General features: G+C 68.2%; 18 protein-coding genes. 10 read left to right on the top strand and 8 right to left on the bottom strand.

The genetic code is table 11. From position 1 onward, the window contains the following. Positions 1 to 6: 6 nt before the first annotated feature. Positions 7 to 1,173 (bottom strand): glycosyltransferase, encoded by a 1,167-nt coding sequence (locus MUB56_RS01490; RefSeq protein ID WP_244930149.1) that lies wholly within the window; start codon positions 1,171 to 1,173, stop codon positions 7 to 9. 920 nt (positions 1,174 to 2,093) lie between these two features. Here MUB56_RS01490 and MUB56_RS01485 point away from each other — a divergent pair. Together MUB56_RS01485 and MUB56_RS01480 are read left to right on the top strand one after the other, a co-directional pair. Continuing rightward, positions 2,094 to 2,381: a DUF2516 family protein gene (locus MUB56_RS01485; RefSeq protein WP_244930148.1), complete on the top strand. Its 288-nt coding sequence runs from the start codon at positions 2,094 to 2,096 to the stop codon at positions 2,379 to 2,381. Positions 2,382 to 2,554: 173 nt separating this feature from the next. Further along, the gene (locus MUB56_RS01480) at positions 2,555 to 2,905 is read left to right on the top strand and encodes a phosphomannose isomerase type II C-terminal cupin domain (protein ID WP_244930147.1); all 351 of its coding nucleotides are present in this window, start codon (positions 2,555 to 2,557) and stop codon (positions 2,903 to 2,905) included. A gap of 341 nt (positions 2,906 to 3,246) precedes the next feature. Here the strand turns inward: MUB56_RS01480 and MUB56_RS01475 are convergent, their stop codons facing one another. After that, a complete protein-coding gene (locus MUB56_RS01475) occupies positions 3,247 to 4,644 on the bottom strand; it encodes a bifunctional dTDP-4-dehydrorhamnose 3,5-epimerase family protein/NAD(P)-dependent oxidoreductase (protein WP_244930146.1) in 1,398 nt (465 codons plus the stop codon). A 104-nt stretch (positions 4,645 to 4,748) separates the two neighbouring features. Further along, positions 4,749 to 5,747 carry a dTDP-glucose 4,6-dehydratase gene (rfbB, locus tag MUB56_RS01470; RefSeq protein WP_244930145.1) on the bottom strand — a complete coding sequence of 333 codons (999 nt, stop codon included), beginning with the start codon at positions 5,745 to 5,747 and terminating at the stop codon, positions 4,749 to 4,751. A gap of 55 nt (positions 5,748 to 5,802) precedes the next feature. Here rfbB and rfbA point away from each other — a divergent pair, with 55 nt between their 5' ends. Beyond that, positions 5,803 to 6,666, top strand: coding sequence for a glucose-1-phosphate thymidylyltransferase RfbA (gene rfbA / locus MUB56_RS01465; RefSeq protein ID WP_244930144.1), 864 nt, complete (start codon positions 5,803 to 5,805; stop codon positions 6,664 to 6,666). A gap of 173 nt (positions 6,667 to 6,839) precedes the next feature. On the opposite strand, the gene MUB56_RS01460 is transcribed toward rfbA, so the two are convergent. From MUB56_RS01460 to gmd, 3 genes are all read right to left on the bottom strand, one after another. Then, positions 6,840 to 8,297: a sugar transferase gene (locus MUB56_RS01460; protein WP_244930143.1), complete on the bottom strand. Its 1,458-nt coding sequence runs from the start codon at positions 8,295 to 8,297 to the stop codon at positions 6,840 to 6,842. Positions 8,298 to 8,464: 167 nt separating this feature from the next. Further along, positions 8,465 to 9,412 (bottom strand): GDP-mannose 4,6-dehydratase, encoded by a 948-nt coding sequence (locus MUB56_RS01455; protein ID WP_244930142.1) that lies wholly within the window; start codon positions 9,410 to 9,412, stop codon positions 8,465 to 8,467. Position 9,413: 1 nt separating this feature from the next. After that, complete coding sequence (gene gmd, locus MUB56_RS01450; RefSeq protein WP_244930141.1) at positions 9,414 to 10,394, bottom strand: GDP-mannose 4,6-dehydratase; 981 nt, start codon at positions 10,392 to 10,394, stop codon at positions 9,414 to 9,416. Between the two features lie 232 nt (positions 10,395 to 10,626). Between gmd and MUB56_RS25825 the strand changes: the two genes are divergently transcribed. Next, positions 10,627 to 10,749, top strand: a complete 123-nt coding sequence (locus MUB56_RS25825) for a hypothetical protein (RefSeq protein ID WP_280637348.1) — start codon at positions 10,627 to 10,629, stop codon at positions 10,747 to 10,749. A 209-nt stretch (positions 10,750 to 10,958) separates the two neighbouring features. Here MUB56_RS25825 and MUB56_RS01445 read toward each other — a convergent pair whose 3' ends face one another. Then, positions 10,959 to 11,126 (bottom strand): hypothetical protein, encoded by a 168-nt coding sequence (locus MUB56_RS01445; RefSeq protein WP_244930140.1) that lies wholly within the window; start codon positions 11,124 to 11,126, stop codon positions 10,959 to 10,961. Between the two features lie 112 nt (positions 11,127 to 11,238). Here MUB56_RS01445 and MUB56_RS01440 point away from each other — a divergent pair, with 112 nt between their 5' ends. The 4 genes from MUB56_RS01440 (at position 11,239) to MUB56_RS01425 (ending at position 13,799) form a co-directional block, all read left to right on the top strand. After that, entirely contained in the window at positions 11,239 to 11,379 is a 141-nt protein-coding gene (locus MUB56_RS01440) for a hypothetical protein (RefSeq protein WP_244930139.1), read from the top strand. Positions 11,380 to 11,566: 187 nt separating this feature from the next. Next, complete coding sequence (galE, locus tag MUB56_RS01435) at positions 11,567 to 12,571, top strand: UDP-glucose 4-epimerase GalE (protein ID WP_244930138.1); 1,005 nt, start codon at positions 11,567 to 11,569, stop codon at positions 12,569 to 12,571. A 153-nt stretch (positions 12,572 to 12,724) separates the two neighbouring features. After that, positions 12,725 to 13,123, top strand: coding sequence for a helix-turn-helix transcriptional regulator (locus MUB56_RS01430; protein ID WP_244930137.1), 399 nt, complete (start codon positions 12,725 to 12,727; stop codon positions 13,121 to 13,123). A 28-nt stretch (positions 13,124 to 13,151) separates the two neighbouring features. Then, positions 13,152 to 13,799 (top strand): hypothetical protein, encoded by a 648-nt coding sequence (locus MUB56_RS01425; RefSeq protein ID WP_244930136.1) that lies wholly within the window; start codon positions 13,152 to 13,154, stop codon positions 13,797 to 13,799. Between the two features lie 379 nt (positions 13,800 to 14,178). Here MUB56_RS01425 and MUB56_RS01420 read toward each other — a convergent pair whose 3' ends face one another. Next, positions 14,179 to 14,790: a TetR/AcrR family transcriptional regulator gene (locus tag MUB56_RS01420; RefSeq protein WP_244930135.1), complete on the bottom strand. Its 612-nt coding sequence runs from the start codon at positions 14,788 to 14,790 to the stop codon at positions 14,179 to 14,181. A gap of 34 nt (positions 14,791 to 14,824) precedes the next feature. On the opposite strand from MUB56_RS01420, the gene MUB56_RS01415 reads away from it, so the two are divergent. Together MUB56_RS01415 and folP are read left to right on the top strand one after the other, a co-directional pair. Then, a complete protein-coding gene (locus MUB56_RS01415) occupies positions 14,825 to 15,730 on the top strand; it encodes a glucosyl-3-phosphoglycerate synthase (RefSeq protein WP_244930134.1) in 906 nt (301 codons plus the stop codon). Beyond that, positions 15,727 to 16,590 carry a dihydropteroate synthase gene (folP, locus tag MUB56_RS01410; protein WP_244930133.1) on the top strand — a complete coding sequence of 288 codons (864 nt, stop codon included), beginning with the start codon at positions 15,727 to 15,729 and terminating at the stop codon, positions 16,588 to 16,590. The genes MUB56_RS01415 and folP overlap by 4 nt, the downstream gene beginning before the upstream one ends. Positions 16,591 to 16,604: the final 14 nt, after the last annotated feature.

The raw sequence follows: 16,604 nt of genomic DNA, 5'->3' as shown, positions 1-16,604 counted from the left end.
ATGCCATCAACTCACGTGCCCGGAAGTATAGATCCTGGCGATGACGGCCGGCGCGGCGAGCGACTCGGCGGTGTTGCGGGCAGCATCTGAGTGCAGGTCGTGGGCGCGGACAAGCCGCGAGGCGATCTCTTTCGGGTCCCGGCTAGTGACGAAGCCGTTCACTCCGTCGTCGATGAGTGACCCGGTGTCCGAACCTGCGGTGACGACCGCAGGTAGTCCCGAAGCGAGTGCCTCGACGAGAACCCTGGGGTAACCCTCGTAACCGGGGTGGGATGTCATGAGGAACAGTGAGGCCTTCGACAACCGGTCCATGACGTCTTCGGGCGCGACCCGCCCGAGAAGCTCGAAGGGCGCAGACTCCCCGAGCTTGGCTGCGAGCTGTCGAAGGTTCTCCATCTCGGTCCCGTCGCCCAGCAGGCTGAGGCGCCATGGTCGTCGAGGGTCCAGCTCGACGAGTTGCCTCATCGTCTCCACCGCGAGCATCGGGTCCTTCGGAACCTCCAGCCGTCCGACCCACACGATCGAGAACGGCTCACGGGGTCCGGATCCGAGAATCGCTGGGTCGTACCAGGTGGGCGAGAAGCGAGCTTGGGGGTACTCGGCGGTAAGCGACGAGGCGAACTCCTCGTTGAACACGACGACGTCGTCGGCGTGCTTTACGTTGCCGCGCTCCAAACGATGGTGGATCGAGCCGAGCCTTCGCCAGACGGAGTCCGACGTCTGGCCGGTCAGGCCGCTCTCCTGCGTGTGGATGAAGTAGGCAAACTTGCGGCGGAAGATCAAACGGACCGCGACCCCGGTATCCATTCGGTGCGCCTGGGTCCAGATCGACTTCGGCAGGCGACGACGGTAGCGGAGCATTCCGGCGACCAACCGTGCTGCGTGCGGAACCCGCCGTCGCTGATTGCCTGGGTCCAGACTCGCGACCGGTAGGAACCAGATCTCGCGATCGTCGAACCTGTGCTTCTCCCACCTGCCGAGGGCCCGGCCCTCAGGACCGCCGCCGGTATCGACACCCACGATTGCGATCGACATGCCCTCGGGTGCATACCGGCAGATCCCGCGCAGGCAACTGTCGATCCCGCCCGGAGACGGTCGCGCGGCGTCGAACTGATGGACGATGAGTCGATCAACCAGGAGTGGGACGGTGTCGAACCGGATGGCGTGACTCAAGTTGTGGCCTTCATGGGGGAGGTGGTCATGGCGAAGGTCGTAGAGAGGGGAGACGTCGTCTGCTATGGGCATTGGCGGACTGATCGGCGCCACGAGTCTGGCGTTCGGAATCTCGCACGGGCGAGGGCGTAGTGGTACTCGTCAATGTGGGCTCCGGTGCGATCCACTTTCGTTCTCCGCGAGGAGGCGCGTACGCGGATGCGCACGCCGAAGAGACTAGTGCGGTGGCGCTGACGTCGTCGCGGCGAACCGTGGTCTTGTGAGCAAGAACACCGGCCATCTGCTTGCGGCTGTTAGCAGTCCGGGAGACGTGTCGAAACGGAAGGTCGAACAGCCTCTCGAGGGCTTGGCGACTACCCCCAGGAGGCGGGCACGGCCACTCGGTACACATTGCCTGGATTGCCGAGCGGGCAGGTCCTACTGAGCCAGATCAATCGCGGTCTGCGACGTCCGCTTGCGGAGTTGGTTGGAAACTGCCACTGCTCGAGGTTTACATGTCTTCTTTGCTGACGGGTGCGCTCACGAGCACGTCCTTCTGGACGTCCAGAAGGACGTTCGGTCCGCGCTGTCGACCACTGAGAGTGTGTCAGTGACTTCGAACCCAAGGAGCTCCGCCGCCACGCCGCGAATGTGGTCGGCGCCCGCATCGACACGCTTCCAAGGTCGCTACGGCCCGCCGAGCTGCCACCGAGTGCGGGTCGCCGGATTCCAGCGCGACGCGAGGTTCTTCCCCAGCGAGTGTCAGCGTTGTGTTGACGACGTTGTCGCCATCGGGACCGGCGCACGGGGCAGCCACGCCAAGGTGCTCGTCGTGCGGCATCGCCGCCACTTCAGCCAAGCCGCCTACATCGCCGCCCAAGCGACCACGGATGCCGCTGCCAAGTCGGCCGGACCTCTCCGTTGTTGAGTAGGCTGAGGTCATGCCAGATGTCGACACCGGGGTGGGCCTCGTCATGCTCCTCGTGCACTTCGCGGTGATCGTCGTGTCGATCTTCGCCTTCGTGATGAGCCTGACGTATTCGGCCGAGGCCTACGATGCCGCGGGCAAGTGGTCCAAGCAGGGCTGGACGATCGTGCTGGGCCTGGGGGCTCTGTTGTCCGTGATCGGGATCGGCCTGCCGATCTTCATCAGTCTTGCGTTCCTCATCGCAGCTCTTGTGTTCTTGGCCGATGTCCGTCCCGCTCTTGCAGGGCTAAGGCGCCGCTGAACCTGCCGCCTGATGAACAGTGGGTCTTCGAGACGGCAACAATGTGACGGGGTTCGTCAACAAGTTGTTTCGTCCACGCGTGGCGCGTGCCGTCCGCCCTTAGGGTTGGTCGCACCTGAACCGAGCCGCAGGACCATCGGCTCACCTACCCAGCTGGGGGGCTGAAGGAAGAGATGATCGGCGAATCCGAAGAGCGACCATGGGGCTCGTGGCACATCCTCGACGAGGGTGACGGCTTCAAGGTCAAGCGTATCGAGGTCAAGCCTCATGCGCGGCTCTCGTACCAGACCCACGATCACCGCAGCGAGCACTGGGTGATCGTGTCCGGCAAGGCGACCTGCGTTGTCGACGGTGAGTCCATCATCGTCGGCCCTGGCGAGTGTGTCGAGGTCGAGCTCAAGCAGCCGCACCGGATCACCAACATGGAGGACGAGCTGCTCATCGTCATCGAGGTGCAGCGTGGCGAGTACTGCGGCGAGGACGACATCGTCCGCCTTGAGGACGACTACGGTCGCAACGTCTGACCGCGGCTGAGTCGGGCGGTTGAGGTCGCCGGGACGCTGCGGGGGTTTCGACACGGTCGCTGCGCGACCTGCTCAACCACCGGTGATCGGTCTTCGACACGGTCGCTGCGCGACCTGCTCAACCACCGGTGATCGGTCTTCGACACGGTCGCTGCGCGACCTGCTCAACCACCGGTGGGTCGGTCTTCGACACGGTCGCTGCGCGACCTGCTCAATCACCGTCTTTGCTTGAAGCGACTGAGTCCCGCTCCCTGGGGGAGCGGGACTCTGTGACTTGAGGTCGCCTACAGGCTGCGGGGGTTTTGACACGGTCGGTGCGCGACCTGCTCGACCACCGGGGGTCAGGTGGCGCAGTAGCGCGCCAGCGCGACCAGGGCGTCCTCGGGCTCGAAGTCGGTGGCGGTGATCTTCGCGAGGTCCAGCACGCTGTTGCTGGGCCTCGGCGCCATCGCCTTGCCTGCGGCGTACTCGTCGGTGCTGACCGGGCTGACGTCGTCGGCCGAGCGACCGCTGAGGCGGAAGACCTCCTTGGCCAGGTCGCACCACGACATCGCCGGGCCGCCGTTGCTCAGGTTGTAGGTCCCGTACGTCGCTCCGCCGTCCAACAGGTGCCGCGTGGCGCGAGATAGCTCGCCGGTGAAGGTGAGGCGTCCGACCTGGTCGTCGACGACGGTGGGGGAGACGCCCTTGCCGGCGAGCATCTGCATGGTCCGCACGAAGTTGTTGCCGTCGCCGATCACCCACGACGTCCGCAGCAGGTAGTGGCGCGGGGCCAGTCCGACCGCGATGTCGCCGGCGGCCTTGGTCTGGGCGTAGACGCCCAGCGGGCTGAGCGGCTCGTCCTCGGTGTGCAGCTCGGCGGTGCCGTCGAAGACGTACTCCGAGGAGTAGTGGACCAAGGTGAAGTGGTGCTCGGCCGCGAGTCGCGCCAGAGTTGCGGGGGCCGAGGCGTTCGCCGCCCAGGAGATGCGTCGGCCCTCGGGCGTCTCGGCGGCGTCGACCGCGGTGTAGGCGGCGGCGTTGAGAACCAGCGCGTACTCGTGCCACGGCCAGGCGGCGACGGCAGCCGCGTCGGTGAGGTCGAGGACGGTGACTCCGTCGGCTGCGACCATGTCGACCAGATCGGAGCCGGGGAACTCCTTGTTGAGCGCGCGACCGAGCTGACCGTTGGCGCCGATGATCAGGGTCTTCTTGGGCGCCATCCGAGCGGCGTCGGCCAGGGCGGGGTTGGTGCGGTCCTTGTCGGAGATCTCCGCCTCGGCGAGCGGGATCGGCCACGGGATCGCGATCGTGGCGTCGGCCAGGTCGAGCGCGGGGTACGGCGTCGCCGGTCGCCAGTGCTCGTTGACGAGGTAGGAGTAGGTCACCCCGTCCTCGAGGGTCTGATAGCTGTTGCCGACGCCCCGGGGCACGAACACCGCGGTGGCGGGGTCGAGCTCCACGGTGAACACCGCGCCGTACGAGTCGCCCTCGCGCATGTCGACCCAGGCCCCGAAGGCCCGGCCGTTGGCGACCGAGACGAACTTGTCCCACGGCTCGGTGTGGATGCCTCGGGTCGTGCCGCGCTTGGCGTTGAACGACATGTTGTTCTGGACAGGCCCGAAGTCCGGGAGGCCGAGCGCGACCATCTTCTCGCGCTGCCAGTTCTCCTTGAACCAGCCGCGGGCGTCCTCGCGCAGGTCGAGCCGGAGCACGACGAGTCCGGGGATGGAGGTCGTCTCAAGCGAGGGGAGGCTCATCGGTCTGCTTTCGTGAGAGGTTCGCGGTCGTTGTCGCCGGTGGGCTGCGGGGGTTTCGACACGCTCAGGACTCCGTCCTTCGCTGCTCAACCAACCGGCGGGGGCTACTGGCCCTTCGCGGCGTAGGAGGCCTCGGTCTGCTGCTTGGCCGGCCGCCACCAGTCGGCGTGGTCGACGTACCACTGGATGGTGTTGGCCAGGCCGGTCTCGAAGTCGGCGAACTGCGGCTGCCAGCCCAGCTCGGTGCGCAGCTTGGTCGAGTCGATCGCGTAGCGCATGTCGTGACCGGCGCGGTCGGTGACGTGGTCGAAGTCGTCCTCGGCCTTGCCGAAGTGAGTCAGGATCATCTTCACGACATCGAGGTTGTTCTGCTCGCCGTCGGCGCCGATCAGGTAGGTCTCGCCGATCGCACCCTTGTTGAGGATGGTCCAGACCGCCGAGGAGTGGTCGTCGGCGTGGATCCAGTCGCGGACGTTGAGGCCGGCGCCGTACAGCTTGGGCCGGATCCCCTCGACGACGTTGGTGATCTGGCGGGGGATGAACTTCTCGATGTGCTGCCACGGCCCGTAGTTGTTCGAGCAGTTCGAGATCGTCGCCTGCACCCCGAAGCTGCGGACCCAGGCCCGCACCAGCAGGTCGGAGCCGGCCTTGGTGGAGGAGTAGGGGCTGGAGGGGTTGTACGGCGTCTGCTCGGTGAACCGCTCCGGGTCGTCGAGCTCGAGGTCGCCGTACACCTCGTCGGTCGAGATGTGGTGGAAGCGGACCCCGGCCTTGCGGACCGCCTCGAGCAGCGTGAACGTCCCGATGATGTTGGTCTGCACGAACGGGCTGGGGTCGCTCAGCGAGTTGTCGTTGTGCGACTCGGCGGCGTAGTGCACGACCGCGTCGTGGTCGGCGACCAGGGGCTCGACCACCGAGGCGTCCGCGACGTCACCGACGACGAGCGACACCCGGGCCTCGGGGAGCCCGGCGAGCGACTCGCGGCTGGCCGCGTAGGTGAGCTTGTCGAGGACGGTGACCGTGGCGTCGGTGTGCTCCACCAGGTGATGGACGAAGTTGGAGCCGATGAAGCCGGCGCCGCCGGTGACGAGGATGCGCTGCATGGTCAGAGTCTAGGGATCGACGGCCTGAGGCCGCGGGTTGGCTAGGGTCATCCTCATGCGCGGAATCATCTTGGCCGGCGGCACGGGCTCGCGACTGCACCCGATCACCCTCGGGATCAGCAAGCAGCTGGTGCCGGTCTACGACAAGCCGATGATCTACTACCCGCTTTCGACGTTGATGCTCGCTGGCATCCAGGACATCCTCATCATCACGACCCCGCACGAGGCGTCGCTCTTCGAGCGGCTGCTCGGGGACGGATCGCAGTTCGGCATCTCGATCACCTACGCCCAGCAGCCGAGCCCGGACGGGCTGGCCCAGGCCTTCGTGATCGGCGAGGACCACATCGGCTCTGATCGGGTCGGCCTCGTGCTAGGTGACAACATCTTCCACGGCGAGGGTCTGGGCACGCGCCTGCGGCGCTTCGAGGACCTGGACGGCGCGGCGGTCTTCGGCTACCGGGTGGCTGACCCGACGTCCTACGGCGTCGTGGAGTTCGACGCGAATGGCGTCGCACTCTCCCTGGAGGAGAAGCCCGAGCACCCGAAGAGCAACTACGCCGTGCCGGGGCTCTATTTCTACGGCAACGACGTCGTCGGCTACGCCAAGGACCTGAAGCCGTCGGCCCGTGGCGAGCTGGAGATCACCGACCTCAACCGGATCTACCTCGAGGCCGGCCGGCTGCAGGTCGAGGTGCTCCCGCGCGGGTCCGCCTGGCTCGACACCGGCACGTTCGACGACATGAACGACGCCAGCAACTTCGTCCGCACCATCGAGCACCGGCAGGGCACCAAGATCGGCGCCCCCGAGGAGGTCGCCTGGCGGCTCGGCTTCATCGACGATGACGGCCTCGCCGCCCGAGCCTCGAAGCTGATGAAGAGCGGCTACGGCGCCTACCTGATGGACCTGCTCACCCACTGAGTTCCCGGGGTCGGCGTCTCAGCTCTCAATCGGCGATCGAGCAGGAGACGCGCCAGCGCCGAGGCCACCGGTGATCGAGCAGGAGGCGCGCCGGCGCCGACGTTGTCGAGATCCCCGCAGGCCGAGAACAGACGACGAGCCACCGCTGGCAGTCGAACGTGCGACGAGGTCGCTCAGTACGCCCCGCGGCTCGAGAACACAGCCCCGAACGTCCTCGCCAGGATCGAGATGTCCTGCACCATCGACCAGTTGTCGACGTAGTAGAGGTCGAGACGGATCGCCTCGCTCCACGACAGGTCCGAGCGTCCCGACACCTGCCACAGACCGGTCATGCCGGGTCGAACGTGCAGGCGCCGCGCCGTGTCGGCCTCGTAGTTCGCAACCTCGATTGGCAACGGCGGCCGAGGGCCGACCAGGCTCATCTCGCCTCGCAAGACGTTGAAGAGCTGCGGTAGCTCATCGAGGGAGAGCCGGCGGAGGATCTTGCCTGGACGCGTGATGCGCGGGTCGTCCTTCATCTTGAACAGACCGTTCTCGTAGCCCTGCTCCGTGTGCAGCTTGGCCAGCAGCTCCTCGGCGTTGGTGACCATGGTGCGGAACTTCAGGCAGTTGAACTCGACGCCGTCCTTGCCGATGCGGGTCTGGCGGAAGAGCACCGGGCCGCGGTCGTTCAGCTTGATCTGAATGGCCGCCAGGAGCATGAGCGGGCTGAAGGCCAGGATCAGGCCGAGCGAGCCGGCGAAGTCGAAGAGTCGCTTGCCCCAGCGGGAGGCGTCGCTCCAGGCCGGTCGGTCGATATGGATCAGCGGCAGGCCGCCGACCGGTCGCACGCGGACCCGCTCGCTGGAGATGTCGGTGACGCTCGGGGCGACGACGACCTGCACGTCGTGGTGCTCCAGGTCCCAGACCACCTTGCGCATCTGGTTGGCCGAGCTGAGCGCGCCTCCGGCGAAGAACACGACGTCGGCGCCTGACTCCAGCACCACGGAGGTGGCCTCGTCGGAGTTGCCGAGCACCGGCACTCCGAGCCGCGTCTCCTCAGTGAGGTCGTACGCGGGGGTCAGGCAGCCGACCACCTGGTAGCCCAGCCACGACTCGCGTCGCAGCACCCCGGCGATCTCGTCGATGTGGGACGGGGAGCCCGCGATCAGGACCCGGTGGCGCAGCGCGCCGCGTCGTCGAGCGGTGTGCAGGGCTCGCCGTTGCACGCCGCGGCCGACCAGGAGCAGGGGCAGGGCGAGGCCGAACACCAGGACGAAGAAGCCGCGGCTCAGGTCGGCCTTGGCGATGTAGCAGCCGACCCCGACCAGTGCGGCCGCGACCAACGTGCTGTTGGTGACCCGTTTGAACTCGTCGGTGCCGTCCCCGAACACGCTCTTCTCGTAGGCGCCGAAGAGCAGGAGCACGAGCAGCCAGCCCGCGGCGATGAACGGGCCGGCGATCGCGACGTCGGCGGAGACATCGGCCGAGCTGTCGAAGAAGCGGAGCTCCTTGCGCCCCAGCACCGCGATGACCGTGCAGGCGCCGATGATCGCGAAGTCGAGGACGAAGGCGGTCACCGGCAGATAGCGCAGGCTGCGGCTGGGCGTCGCCGAGATCAAGCGCGCGCGCTGCTCGGAGAGGATCGACATATATGTCCTGGTGGTTCACCCGGGCGAGGGTGGAGCCGATGAGGAAGGGGCTTCATTGCCATCCTCATTGTGGCCGAGGGGCACGAAATGCGCATCCGAATCGACGCGTAAGACGGGTGACGTTCTCCACTTGAGATCGTGAACGCAGCGCCGCCGGCGGCACCGAGTCAAGCCCGGGTCAGGTCGGCCTCGACCATCCGTCCCACGATCTCGTCGAAGCTCACGCTGGGGTGCCATCCCAGCAGCTCTCGGGCGAGAGTGGCGTCGCCCGTCAGGTCGGACGGGTCGGCGGGACGGACGAGGGCAGGATCCACCCGGACGTGTCGCTCCCAGTCGCTGATGCCGGCGTACCGGAACGCCGCGACGACGAAGTCGCGGACGGTCCGGCCCTCGCCGGTGGCGACTACATAGTCGGTGGCCTCGTCGGCGCGGGCCGCCCGGACCATGGCGTCCACGAAGTCCGGTGCCCAGCCCCAGTCCCGGCGGGCGTCCAGATTGCCCAGGGTGATGGCGTCCGCCTCGCCCCGGGCGATCGAGGCCGCCCCGGAGGTGATCTTGCGGGTCACGAACTGCGGCGGGCGGCGCGGGGACTCGTGGTTGTAGAGGATGGCACTCGCGGCGTGCAGTCCCCGGCCCCGGTAGACCCCCGTCATCAGGTGGGCGTAGGCCTTCGCCGCGCCGTACGGGTTCACCGGACGAAGTGGGGTGTCCTCGTTCTGAGGTGAGCTCGCCGGCTCGCCGAAGATCTCGGCGCTGGACGCCTGGACGAAGCGCACCGCGGTGCCGGTCGCCTCCTGCGCCTGGAGAGCGCTCTCGAGCAGTCCGACCGCCGCCAGGCCGTTCACGCGGGCGGTGAGATCGGGCTCCTGCCAGGAGCGCGCGACCGAGCTGATCGCGGCCAGGTTGTAGATCTCGTCGGGACCGATCTCCACGAGCAGGCTGCGGACTCTGTCGATGTCGGTCAGGTCGCCTCGGTGGAGGACGACGCCCGGGCAGCTGGGGGACGGCTCGCTGGAGTAGGCGAGGGCGTGCACCTCGTACCCCTCCGAGAGGAGACGCTCGGCGAGGTAGCTGCCGTCCTGTCCGCTGACCCCGGTGATGAAGGCGCGGGGCATCTCACCAACCCTGGCGAATGGCGTCGAGGTCGGCCTCGACCATCATCGCGACGAGCTCGGGGAACGACACCTTCGGCTTCCACCCGAGCACCTCCCGAGCCTTGCTCGCGTCGCCGACCAGCGTGTCGACCTCGGCCGGCCGCATGAAGCGCGCGTCTTGCCGCACATAGGGCGTCCAGTCCTCGATGCCGACATGGGCGAAGGCCACGTCGAGGAAGTCGCGGATCGAGTGGGTCTCCCCGGTCGCGACGACGTAGTCGTCCGCCGTCGGCTGCTGGAGCATCAACCACATCGCCTCGACGTAGTCACCGGCGAAGCCCCAGTCCCGTTCGGCATCCAGGTTGCCGAGCACGACGTCGTCCTGGAGTCCGAGGTGGATCCGGGCGACGGCCTGGCTGATCTTGCGGGTCACGAACTCCGGACCTCGGCGGGGCGACTCGTGGTTGAAGAGGATGCCCGAGGACGCGTGCATGCCGTACGACTCGCGGTAGTTGATCGTCATGTGGTGCCCGAAGACCTTGCTCACGCCGTACGGCGACCGCGGCCAGAGCAGGGTGCGCTCGTGCTGGGGCGACTCCTGGACCTTGCCGAACATCTCGGAGCTCGACGCCTGGTAGAAGCGGACGTGGTCGGGCCGGTCGCCGGTGTGCAGGCGCAACGCTTCGAGGAGGTTGAGAACTCCCTTCGCGGTCACGTCGGTCGTGAGGTGGGCGTTCTCCCACGAGTAGGCGACGAAGGAGACCGCGCCCAGGTTGTAGACCTCGTCGGGGTCGGACTCCCGCAGTGCACGCAGCAGGCTGGACATGTCGGTGAGGTCGCCGTGGTGGAGCTGCACCTCGGGGAGGTGCTTCTCGACGAGCCAGCCCTTGGGGTTGTTCTGTCCCCGGACAAGGCCGTGGACGGCGTACCCCTTGGAGAGCAGGAGCTCGGCGAGGTAGAGGCCGTCCTGACCGGTGATGCCGGTGATGAGCGCGGTGGGCATGGTCGGATCATGCCAGCGTGTGCGGAACGCCGCTGGGCCCTGCGTCAAACGCCTGAACTGTGATCCTCTACCTATCTCAGGTCTTCCTCACCGAACTCTGCCGATCGCTGACAGACTCGAGCACGCACGGGGGCTAAGTCTGTTGAGTGATCCTGGAGGGGGAATCACGGTGGCGGAAGCCTGCCCGAGGTGCGGTCATGACCAGGTCCACGACCTGAAGAGGAGCGAGCGCATGAAGAGGCTCCTGCCCGGCCTGAAGCCGGAGCGCGTGACCTGTGGGGTCAGCACGGGCACGTGGCCGTGCCCCTGCCGCAGCAGGTTCCACGTCGGCATCGGCGTCTCGCGAGCCGGCTGAGCCGGCGGGGCGCTGGGGGAGGGTGCCCGGGTCGCGCACACGGGGATACACGCGACCCGGGTCTGCCGTCCGAGCTCCCTCCCAAACCCAGAGCTGGGCGGCGAGGAACATCATGACTCGGCAAAGGACACGTCGCCAACCAATCACCCGTCCTTAGAGGTAAATCCCCCAGATGGGCCCCTTGGATACTGGGGTCGAGGGGTGTCGGCTCAGCCGGCGACCGGGGTCTGCGCTGCTTGAGCTGCCTCGAAGCGCGCCCAGGCGTTCCGGGACTCGGGGTGGACGCGGTGATCGCGGCACCAGTCCTCGAACGGGGTGGTGAGCGTCTCCTCGACGCGCTCGAAGAGCTGTCCGAGGAAGAGGTCGAAGGTCGCCATGAGCGCCCGATGCCCGGGGGTGACAGGCGGCAAACCCGGCGCCTCGAAAGTGTTACCTGGAGGTGAACGGCGGGTGGGTCTGGTGTGCATGAGCGGCGTTCAGACTCGAGGCATGAGCTGGTTCCTTCTCGGGTTGGTGTTGCTCGTCTGGTGCGTCGTACCGCTGCCGCTCGCTATCGCGGTGGGGCGCTCGTTCCGGCAGTCGTCGCCGGATCAGGTGCCGCCGCTGTTGGCGGAAGCGCTTTCTCGGTAGGAGCTCGGGCTGACGCTGCTTGTTGGGTGCGGGGGTTTCGACACGCTCGGCGCTGGCGCGCCTCCCTGCTCAACCACCGGGGCGCGCCTCCTGCTCAACCACCGGGGTGCGCCTCCCTGCTCAACCGCCGGGGTGCGCCTCCTGCTCGACCACCGGGTGCTGCTCGACCAGCGAATAGGGTTCGGGCATGAAGGTCCTGGTCACCGGCGGCGCCGGCTACATCGGTTCGATCACCTGCAAGGCCCTCGAGGTCGCGGGGCACACGCCCGTCGTGCTCGACTCGCTGCTCGTCGGTCCGCGGCTGTACGTCGGGGACCGGATCTTCTACGAGGGCGACATCGCCGACCGGGCACTGCTGCGGCGGATCGTCGAGGAGCACCCCGACCTGGACGCGACGATCCACATGGCCGCGCGGATCGTCGTACCCGAATCGGTCGAGAAGCCGTACGAGTACTACCGCGACAACGTGGCGAAGTCGCTGGAGATGTTCGACGAGCTGACCGCGCTCGGCCGGCCGCGGATCCTGTTCTCCTCCACGGCGTCGCTGTATGCGCTGACACTGGACTTCGAGGTGACCGAGGGGGACCCGGTCGACCCGACCTCGCCGTACGCCCGGACCAAGCGGATGATGGAGATGGTCCTGGAGGACCTGGCTCGCGCCACCGACCTGCGCGCGGTCATCCTGCGCTACTTCAACCCGATCGGTGCCGACCCGGACCTGAGCACCGGCTACCACCTGCGCGACGCGACCCACGTCGTACCCCTGATGGCGCAGGCGGCGCTGGGCCTGCGCGACACCTTCACCCTCACCGGCACCGACCACCCGACCCGCGACGGATCGGGCATCCGGGACTACATCCACGTGTGGGACCTCGCCCGGGCCCACGTGCGCGCGGTGGAGGAGTTCGACGCGGTGCTGGAGAAGGTCGGCGAGCCGTACACCTACATCAATCTCGGGTCCGGCGACGGCGTGACGGTGCGCGAGCTGCTCGCCGCCGTGGAGCGGGTCGTCGGCCGGTCGGTGCCGGTCGTCGAGGCGCCGGCGCGACCCGGCGACGCGGCCGGTGCGTTCGCGAGCGCCGACAAGGCCGCCGACCTGCTCGGCTGGCGGACCGAGCTCAGCCTCGACGAGGCCATCGCTTCCGCCCTGGCCTGGGGCGAGAAGCGGCAGGAGATCCTCGGCTACCCGTGAGGCTCCTCGGGGCGATCTCGGGGTTGATCTGCCTGACGAGCTACAGGAGCCCTCCCTGCGCGATCGCCGAGCGATGACGGCATGACACGCATCACGGCCGGAGTGCTAGCTGGCAGCTTGCATTTTGCTAGCAGTAGCTAGCATGCTGGACGTATGGCAAAGGGCAAGGTTGGCAAGACGGTCGAGTCGCTCGGCGACTACCTGCGCGAACAGCGGACGAGCGCTCAGCTCTCGCTGCGGCAGCTGGCCGAGCTGGCCGGCGTCTCCAACCCCTATCTGAGCCAGATCGAGCGCGGACTGCGGCGGCCCTCGGCCGAGGTGCTGCAGCAGATCGCGAAGGCGCTGCGGATCTCTGCTGAACAGCTCTACATCAGAGCGGGGATCGTGAGTCCTGAGGACGGTGTCGGAGGGTCGGTCGAGCTGGCCGTCCTGGCCGACACGGGCCTCACGGAGCGTCAGAAGCAATCGCTGCTCGATGTGTACGCGTCGTTCCTGGCGCTGAACGCAGCGAGTGCGTCGGACCGATCCGACGAGCCGAGCGACGAGAACTGATCCCAAGATCTGATTGAAGGAGTTCGACATGGCCAAGACCACGTTCGACATCAAGTCCACCCTCTACGCCGGTGCCGGCGTCGCGGACCTCGCGGTCGCGGCCGTGCGCGAGTACGTCGCCGACGTACAGAAGAAGCTCGCCGACGTGCAGAAGGACGTCCAGAAGTCCGTCGCCGACCTCGACCTCGCGCCCCAGGCGCTGCGCGACCAGGCGCTGACCGTCGTCAGCGTCCGCGTGGACGCGCTGGCGAAGGACGCGAAGGCCCGCCGGGCGGCGATCGAGGCACGGGTCGCCGAGTTGCAGGGCGAGGCGAAGGTCCTCCCGACGAAGGTCCAGGGCTTCGTCGACGACAACGTCGCCACCGCGACCAGCACGTACGGCGACCTGGCCAAGCGCGGCGAGGTGCTGGTGACCCGGATCCGTCGTCAGGAGGCGACGAAGGCGACCGTGAGCTCGGCGAAGACCACGACCGCGAAGGCCAAGACCACGCGGACCCAGACCGCCAAGGCGACGAAGGCGACCGCGAAGAAGACGACCTCGACGGTGAAGAAGACCGCCGCCAAGAAGGCGACCGCTCCGAAGAGCAGCGCCAACGCCACCACCACCGCTGTGAAGAAGACCGCGACCTCCGCGGTCAAGGCCACGACCGACGCCGCCGCGAAGGTCGGCGACTGACGCCGGTGCTCTGACCTGATCGCCGCGAAGGTCACGCGGAAGTAGCAACACGACGGATGTCCCCGGGCTCGCGACGAGCCCGGGGACGTTCTCGTTGGTTGAGCAGGTCGCGCTAGCGACCGTGTCGAAACCCGCGTGCCGGTGGTTGAGCAGGTCGCGCTAGCGACCGTGTCGAAACCCGGGGAGCCGACAGGCCGCGGTGGTCACCGCCCTGCGTCGGTTGCGGGGGTTTCGACACGCTCAGGACTTCGTCCTTCGCTGCTCAACCACCGGGTGGGGTTTGGACACGCTCAGGACTTCGTCCTTCGCTGCTCAACCACCGGGTCGGGTTTGGACACGCTCAGGACTTCGTCCTTCGCTGCTCAACCACCGGGTGGGGTCAGGTGCAGCCGGCGAGGACGAAGTCGACCAGGCCGGTGACCCGCTGGCGGATCTCCGCCTCGGGGAGCTGGCGGTCGGAGCCGGCGAGGGTCAGGGTCTGCATCGTGACGGCGCCGTACAGGCAGAGGATCAGGGACTCCGTGGGCAGCGCCGGCGTCGCCTCGCCGCGCCCGATCGCGCGACCCACGATCGCGATTACCGCAGCGGTGTGCTGGTCCGCGAGCCGGGCGCTGAACGTGCCGAGCGAGGACGGGGAGGTGGCGGCGTCGACCGCGAGGCGCAGGGTGGCCCAGCCCGCGGGATCGAGGTAGTGGCGGTACAGGTTGGCCGACACCTCGACCAGGTCGCCGTGGAAGCTCCCGGTGTCGACGTCCTCGATGCCCCCGGTGCGCGCGTCGACGGCGTCGATCAGCAGCGAGTCCTTGTCCTGCCAGCGCAGGTACACCGTCGACTTGCCCACCCCGGCACGGCGCGCGACGGCGTCCATCGTGAAGCCCGACCAGCCGCGCTCGCCGTACTCCTCGAGCGCGGCGTCGAGGATCCGCTGCTCGGCCCCGGGGTTGCGCGGGCGTCCGCGGGTCTTGCGTACGACGGGCTCGGGGGACGGCACCCGGGCATTCAATCACCGCCGCTAGGGTCGCGACGTGACCTGGTTCGAGAGCAACACCCATCGCTGGGACGAGTGGGCGCTCGACGACCTGCTCGCCGCCAAGGGTGAGCAGCGGGTGAGCCTGGTGGTGCCGGCCCGCAACGAGGCCGCCACCGTCGGCGACGTGGTCACCCGGGTCCGCGAAGCGCTGGTCGAGACCGTCGCGCTGGTCGACGAGATCGTGGTCATCGACTCCGACTCGACCGACGACACCTACGACGTCGCCACCGACGCGGGCGCGGTCGTGCACCGCTCCGCCGAGATCCGCCCCGACCTCGGATCGGTGCCCGGCAAGGGCGAGGCGATGTGGAAGTCGCTCTTCGTCACCAGCGGCGACGTCCTGGTCTTCATGGACGCCGACCTGCTCGACTGGGACACCCACTTCGTGCCCGGGCTGCTCGGCCCGCTGCTGACCCGCCCCGAGGTCGAGCTGGTGAAGGGGTTCTACGAGCGGCCGGGTCGCGACGAGCTCGAGGGGGACACTGCTTTCGAGGGCGGGCGGGTCACCGAGCTGGTCGCCCGGCCGCTGATCGCGCTGCTCTTCCCGCCGCTGGCCGGGCTGGTGCAGCCGCTCGCCGGCGAGTGGGCCGTACGCCGTTCGCTGTTCTCGTCGCTGTCGGTCCCCACCGGGTACGCCGTCGAGCTCGCCGCCCTCATCGACACCTGGCGCGCGCACGGGCTGGACGCGATCGCCCAGGTCGACCTCGGTCGCCGCGCGCACCGGCACCAGGCGCTGCGCGACCTCGGCGCGATGGCGACCCAGATCCTCACCGCGAGCTGGGCCCGGTCCACGCACAGCCACCACGCCGACGAGATCCCGCTGACCCAGTTCGGGCCGGGAGTCGAGCCGCGGCAGCACGCCGTACCCGTGATCGAGCGACCGGCTGCGGTGGGCGTATGACGCTCAAGCTGGGTCGCCACCGGTTCCCCGACGACGCGACGCTGATGATGGCGATCGTCAACCGCACCCCCGACTCGTTCTACGACAAGGGCGCCACCTGGGCCGAGGACAAGGCCCTCGACCGGGTCGCGCAGGTCGTCGACGAGGGGGCCGAGATCGTCGACATCGGCGGCATCAAGGCCGCACCGGGGGAGAGCATCTCCGAGGACGAGGAGAAGCGCCGGGTCGTCGACTTCGTCGCGCGGGTCCGGGCGTCGTACCCCTCGCTGGTGATCTCGGTCGACACCTGGCGCGCCTCGGTCGGACGGGCGGTCTGCGAGGCCGGCGCCGACGTGCTCAACGACGCCTGGGGCGGGGCCGACTCGGGCCTCGTCGACGTCGCGGCGGAGTACGACGCCGCCATCATCTGCACCCACACCGGCGGTGCGACGCCGCGGACCCGCCCCTACCGGGTGGAGTACGACGACGTCGTGCGCTCGGCCATTGCGGACACCGTCGGCTACGCCTACCGGGCCGTCGCCGCCGGCGTCGACTCGCGCTCGGTCGTCATCGACCCGGCCCACGACTTCGGCAAGAACACCTTCCACTCCCTCGAGCTCACCCGCCGGCTCGGTGAGCTGGTCGAGACCGGCTGGCCGGTGCTGGTCTCGCTGTCCAACAAGGACTTCGTCGGGGAGTCGCTCGACCTGCCGGTCGGGGAGCGGCTCACCGGCACCCTCGCCGCAACGGCCGTCTGCGCGCTCGCCGGCGCCCGGATCTACCGGGTCCACGAGGTCGTCGAGACCCGGCAGGTCGTCGACATGGTCAACACCATCGCCGGGCGGCGCCTGCCCGCGCGCGCGATCAGGGGGCTGCAGTGAATCTCGATACGCCC

It is taken from the genome of Nocardioides sp. W7 (assembly GCF_022919075.1).
GTDB lineage: Bacteria > Actinomycetota > Actinomycetes > Propionibacteriales > Nocardioidaceae > Nocardioides.
The sequence above is the reverse complement of the archived record's forward strand: the minus strand, read 5'-3'. Positions and strand labels throughout refer to the sequence as shown.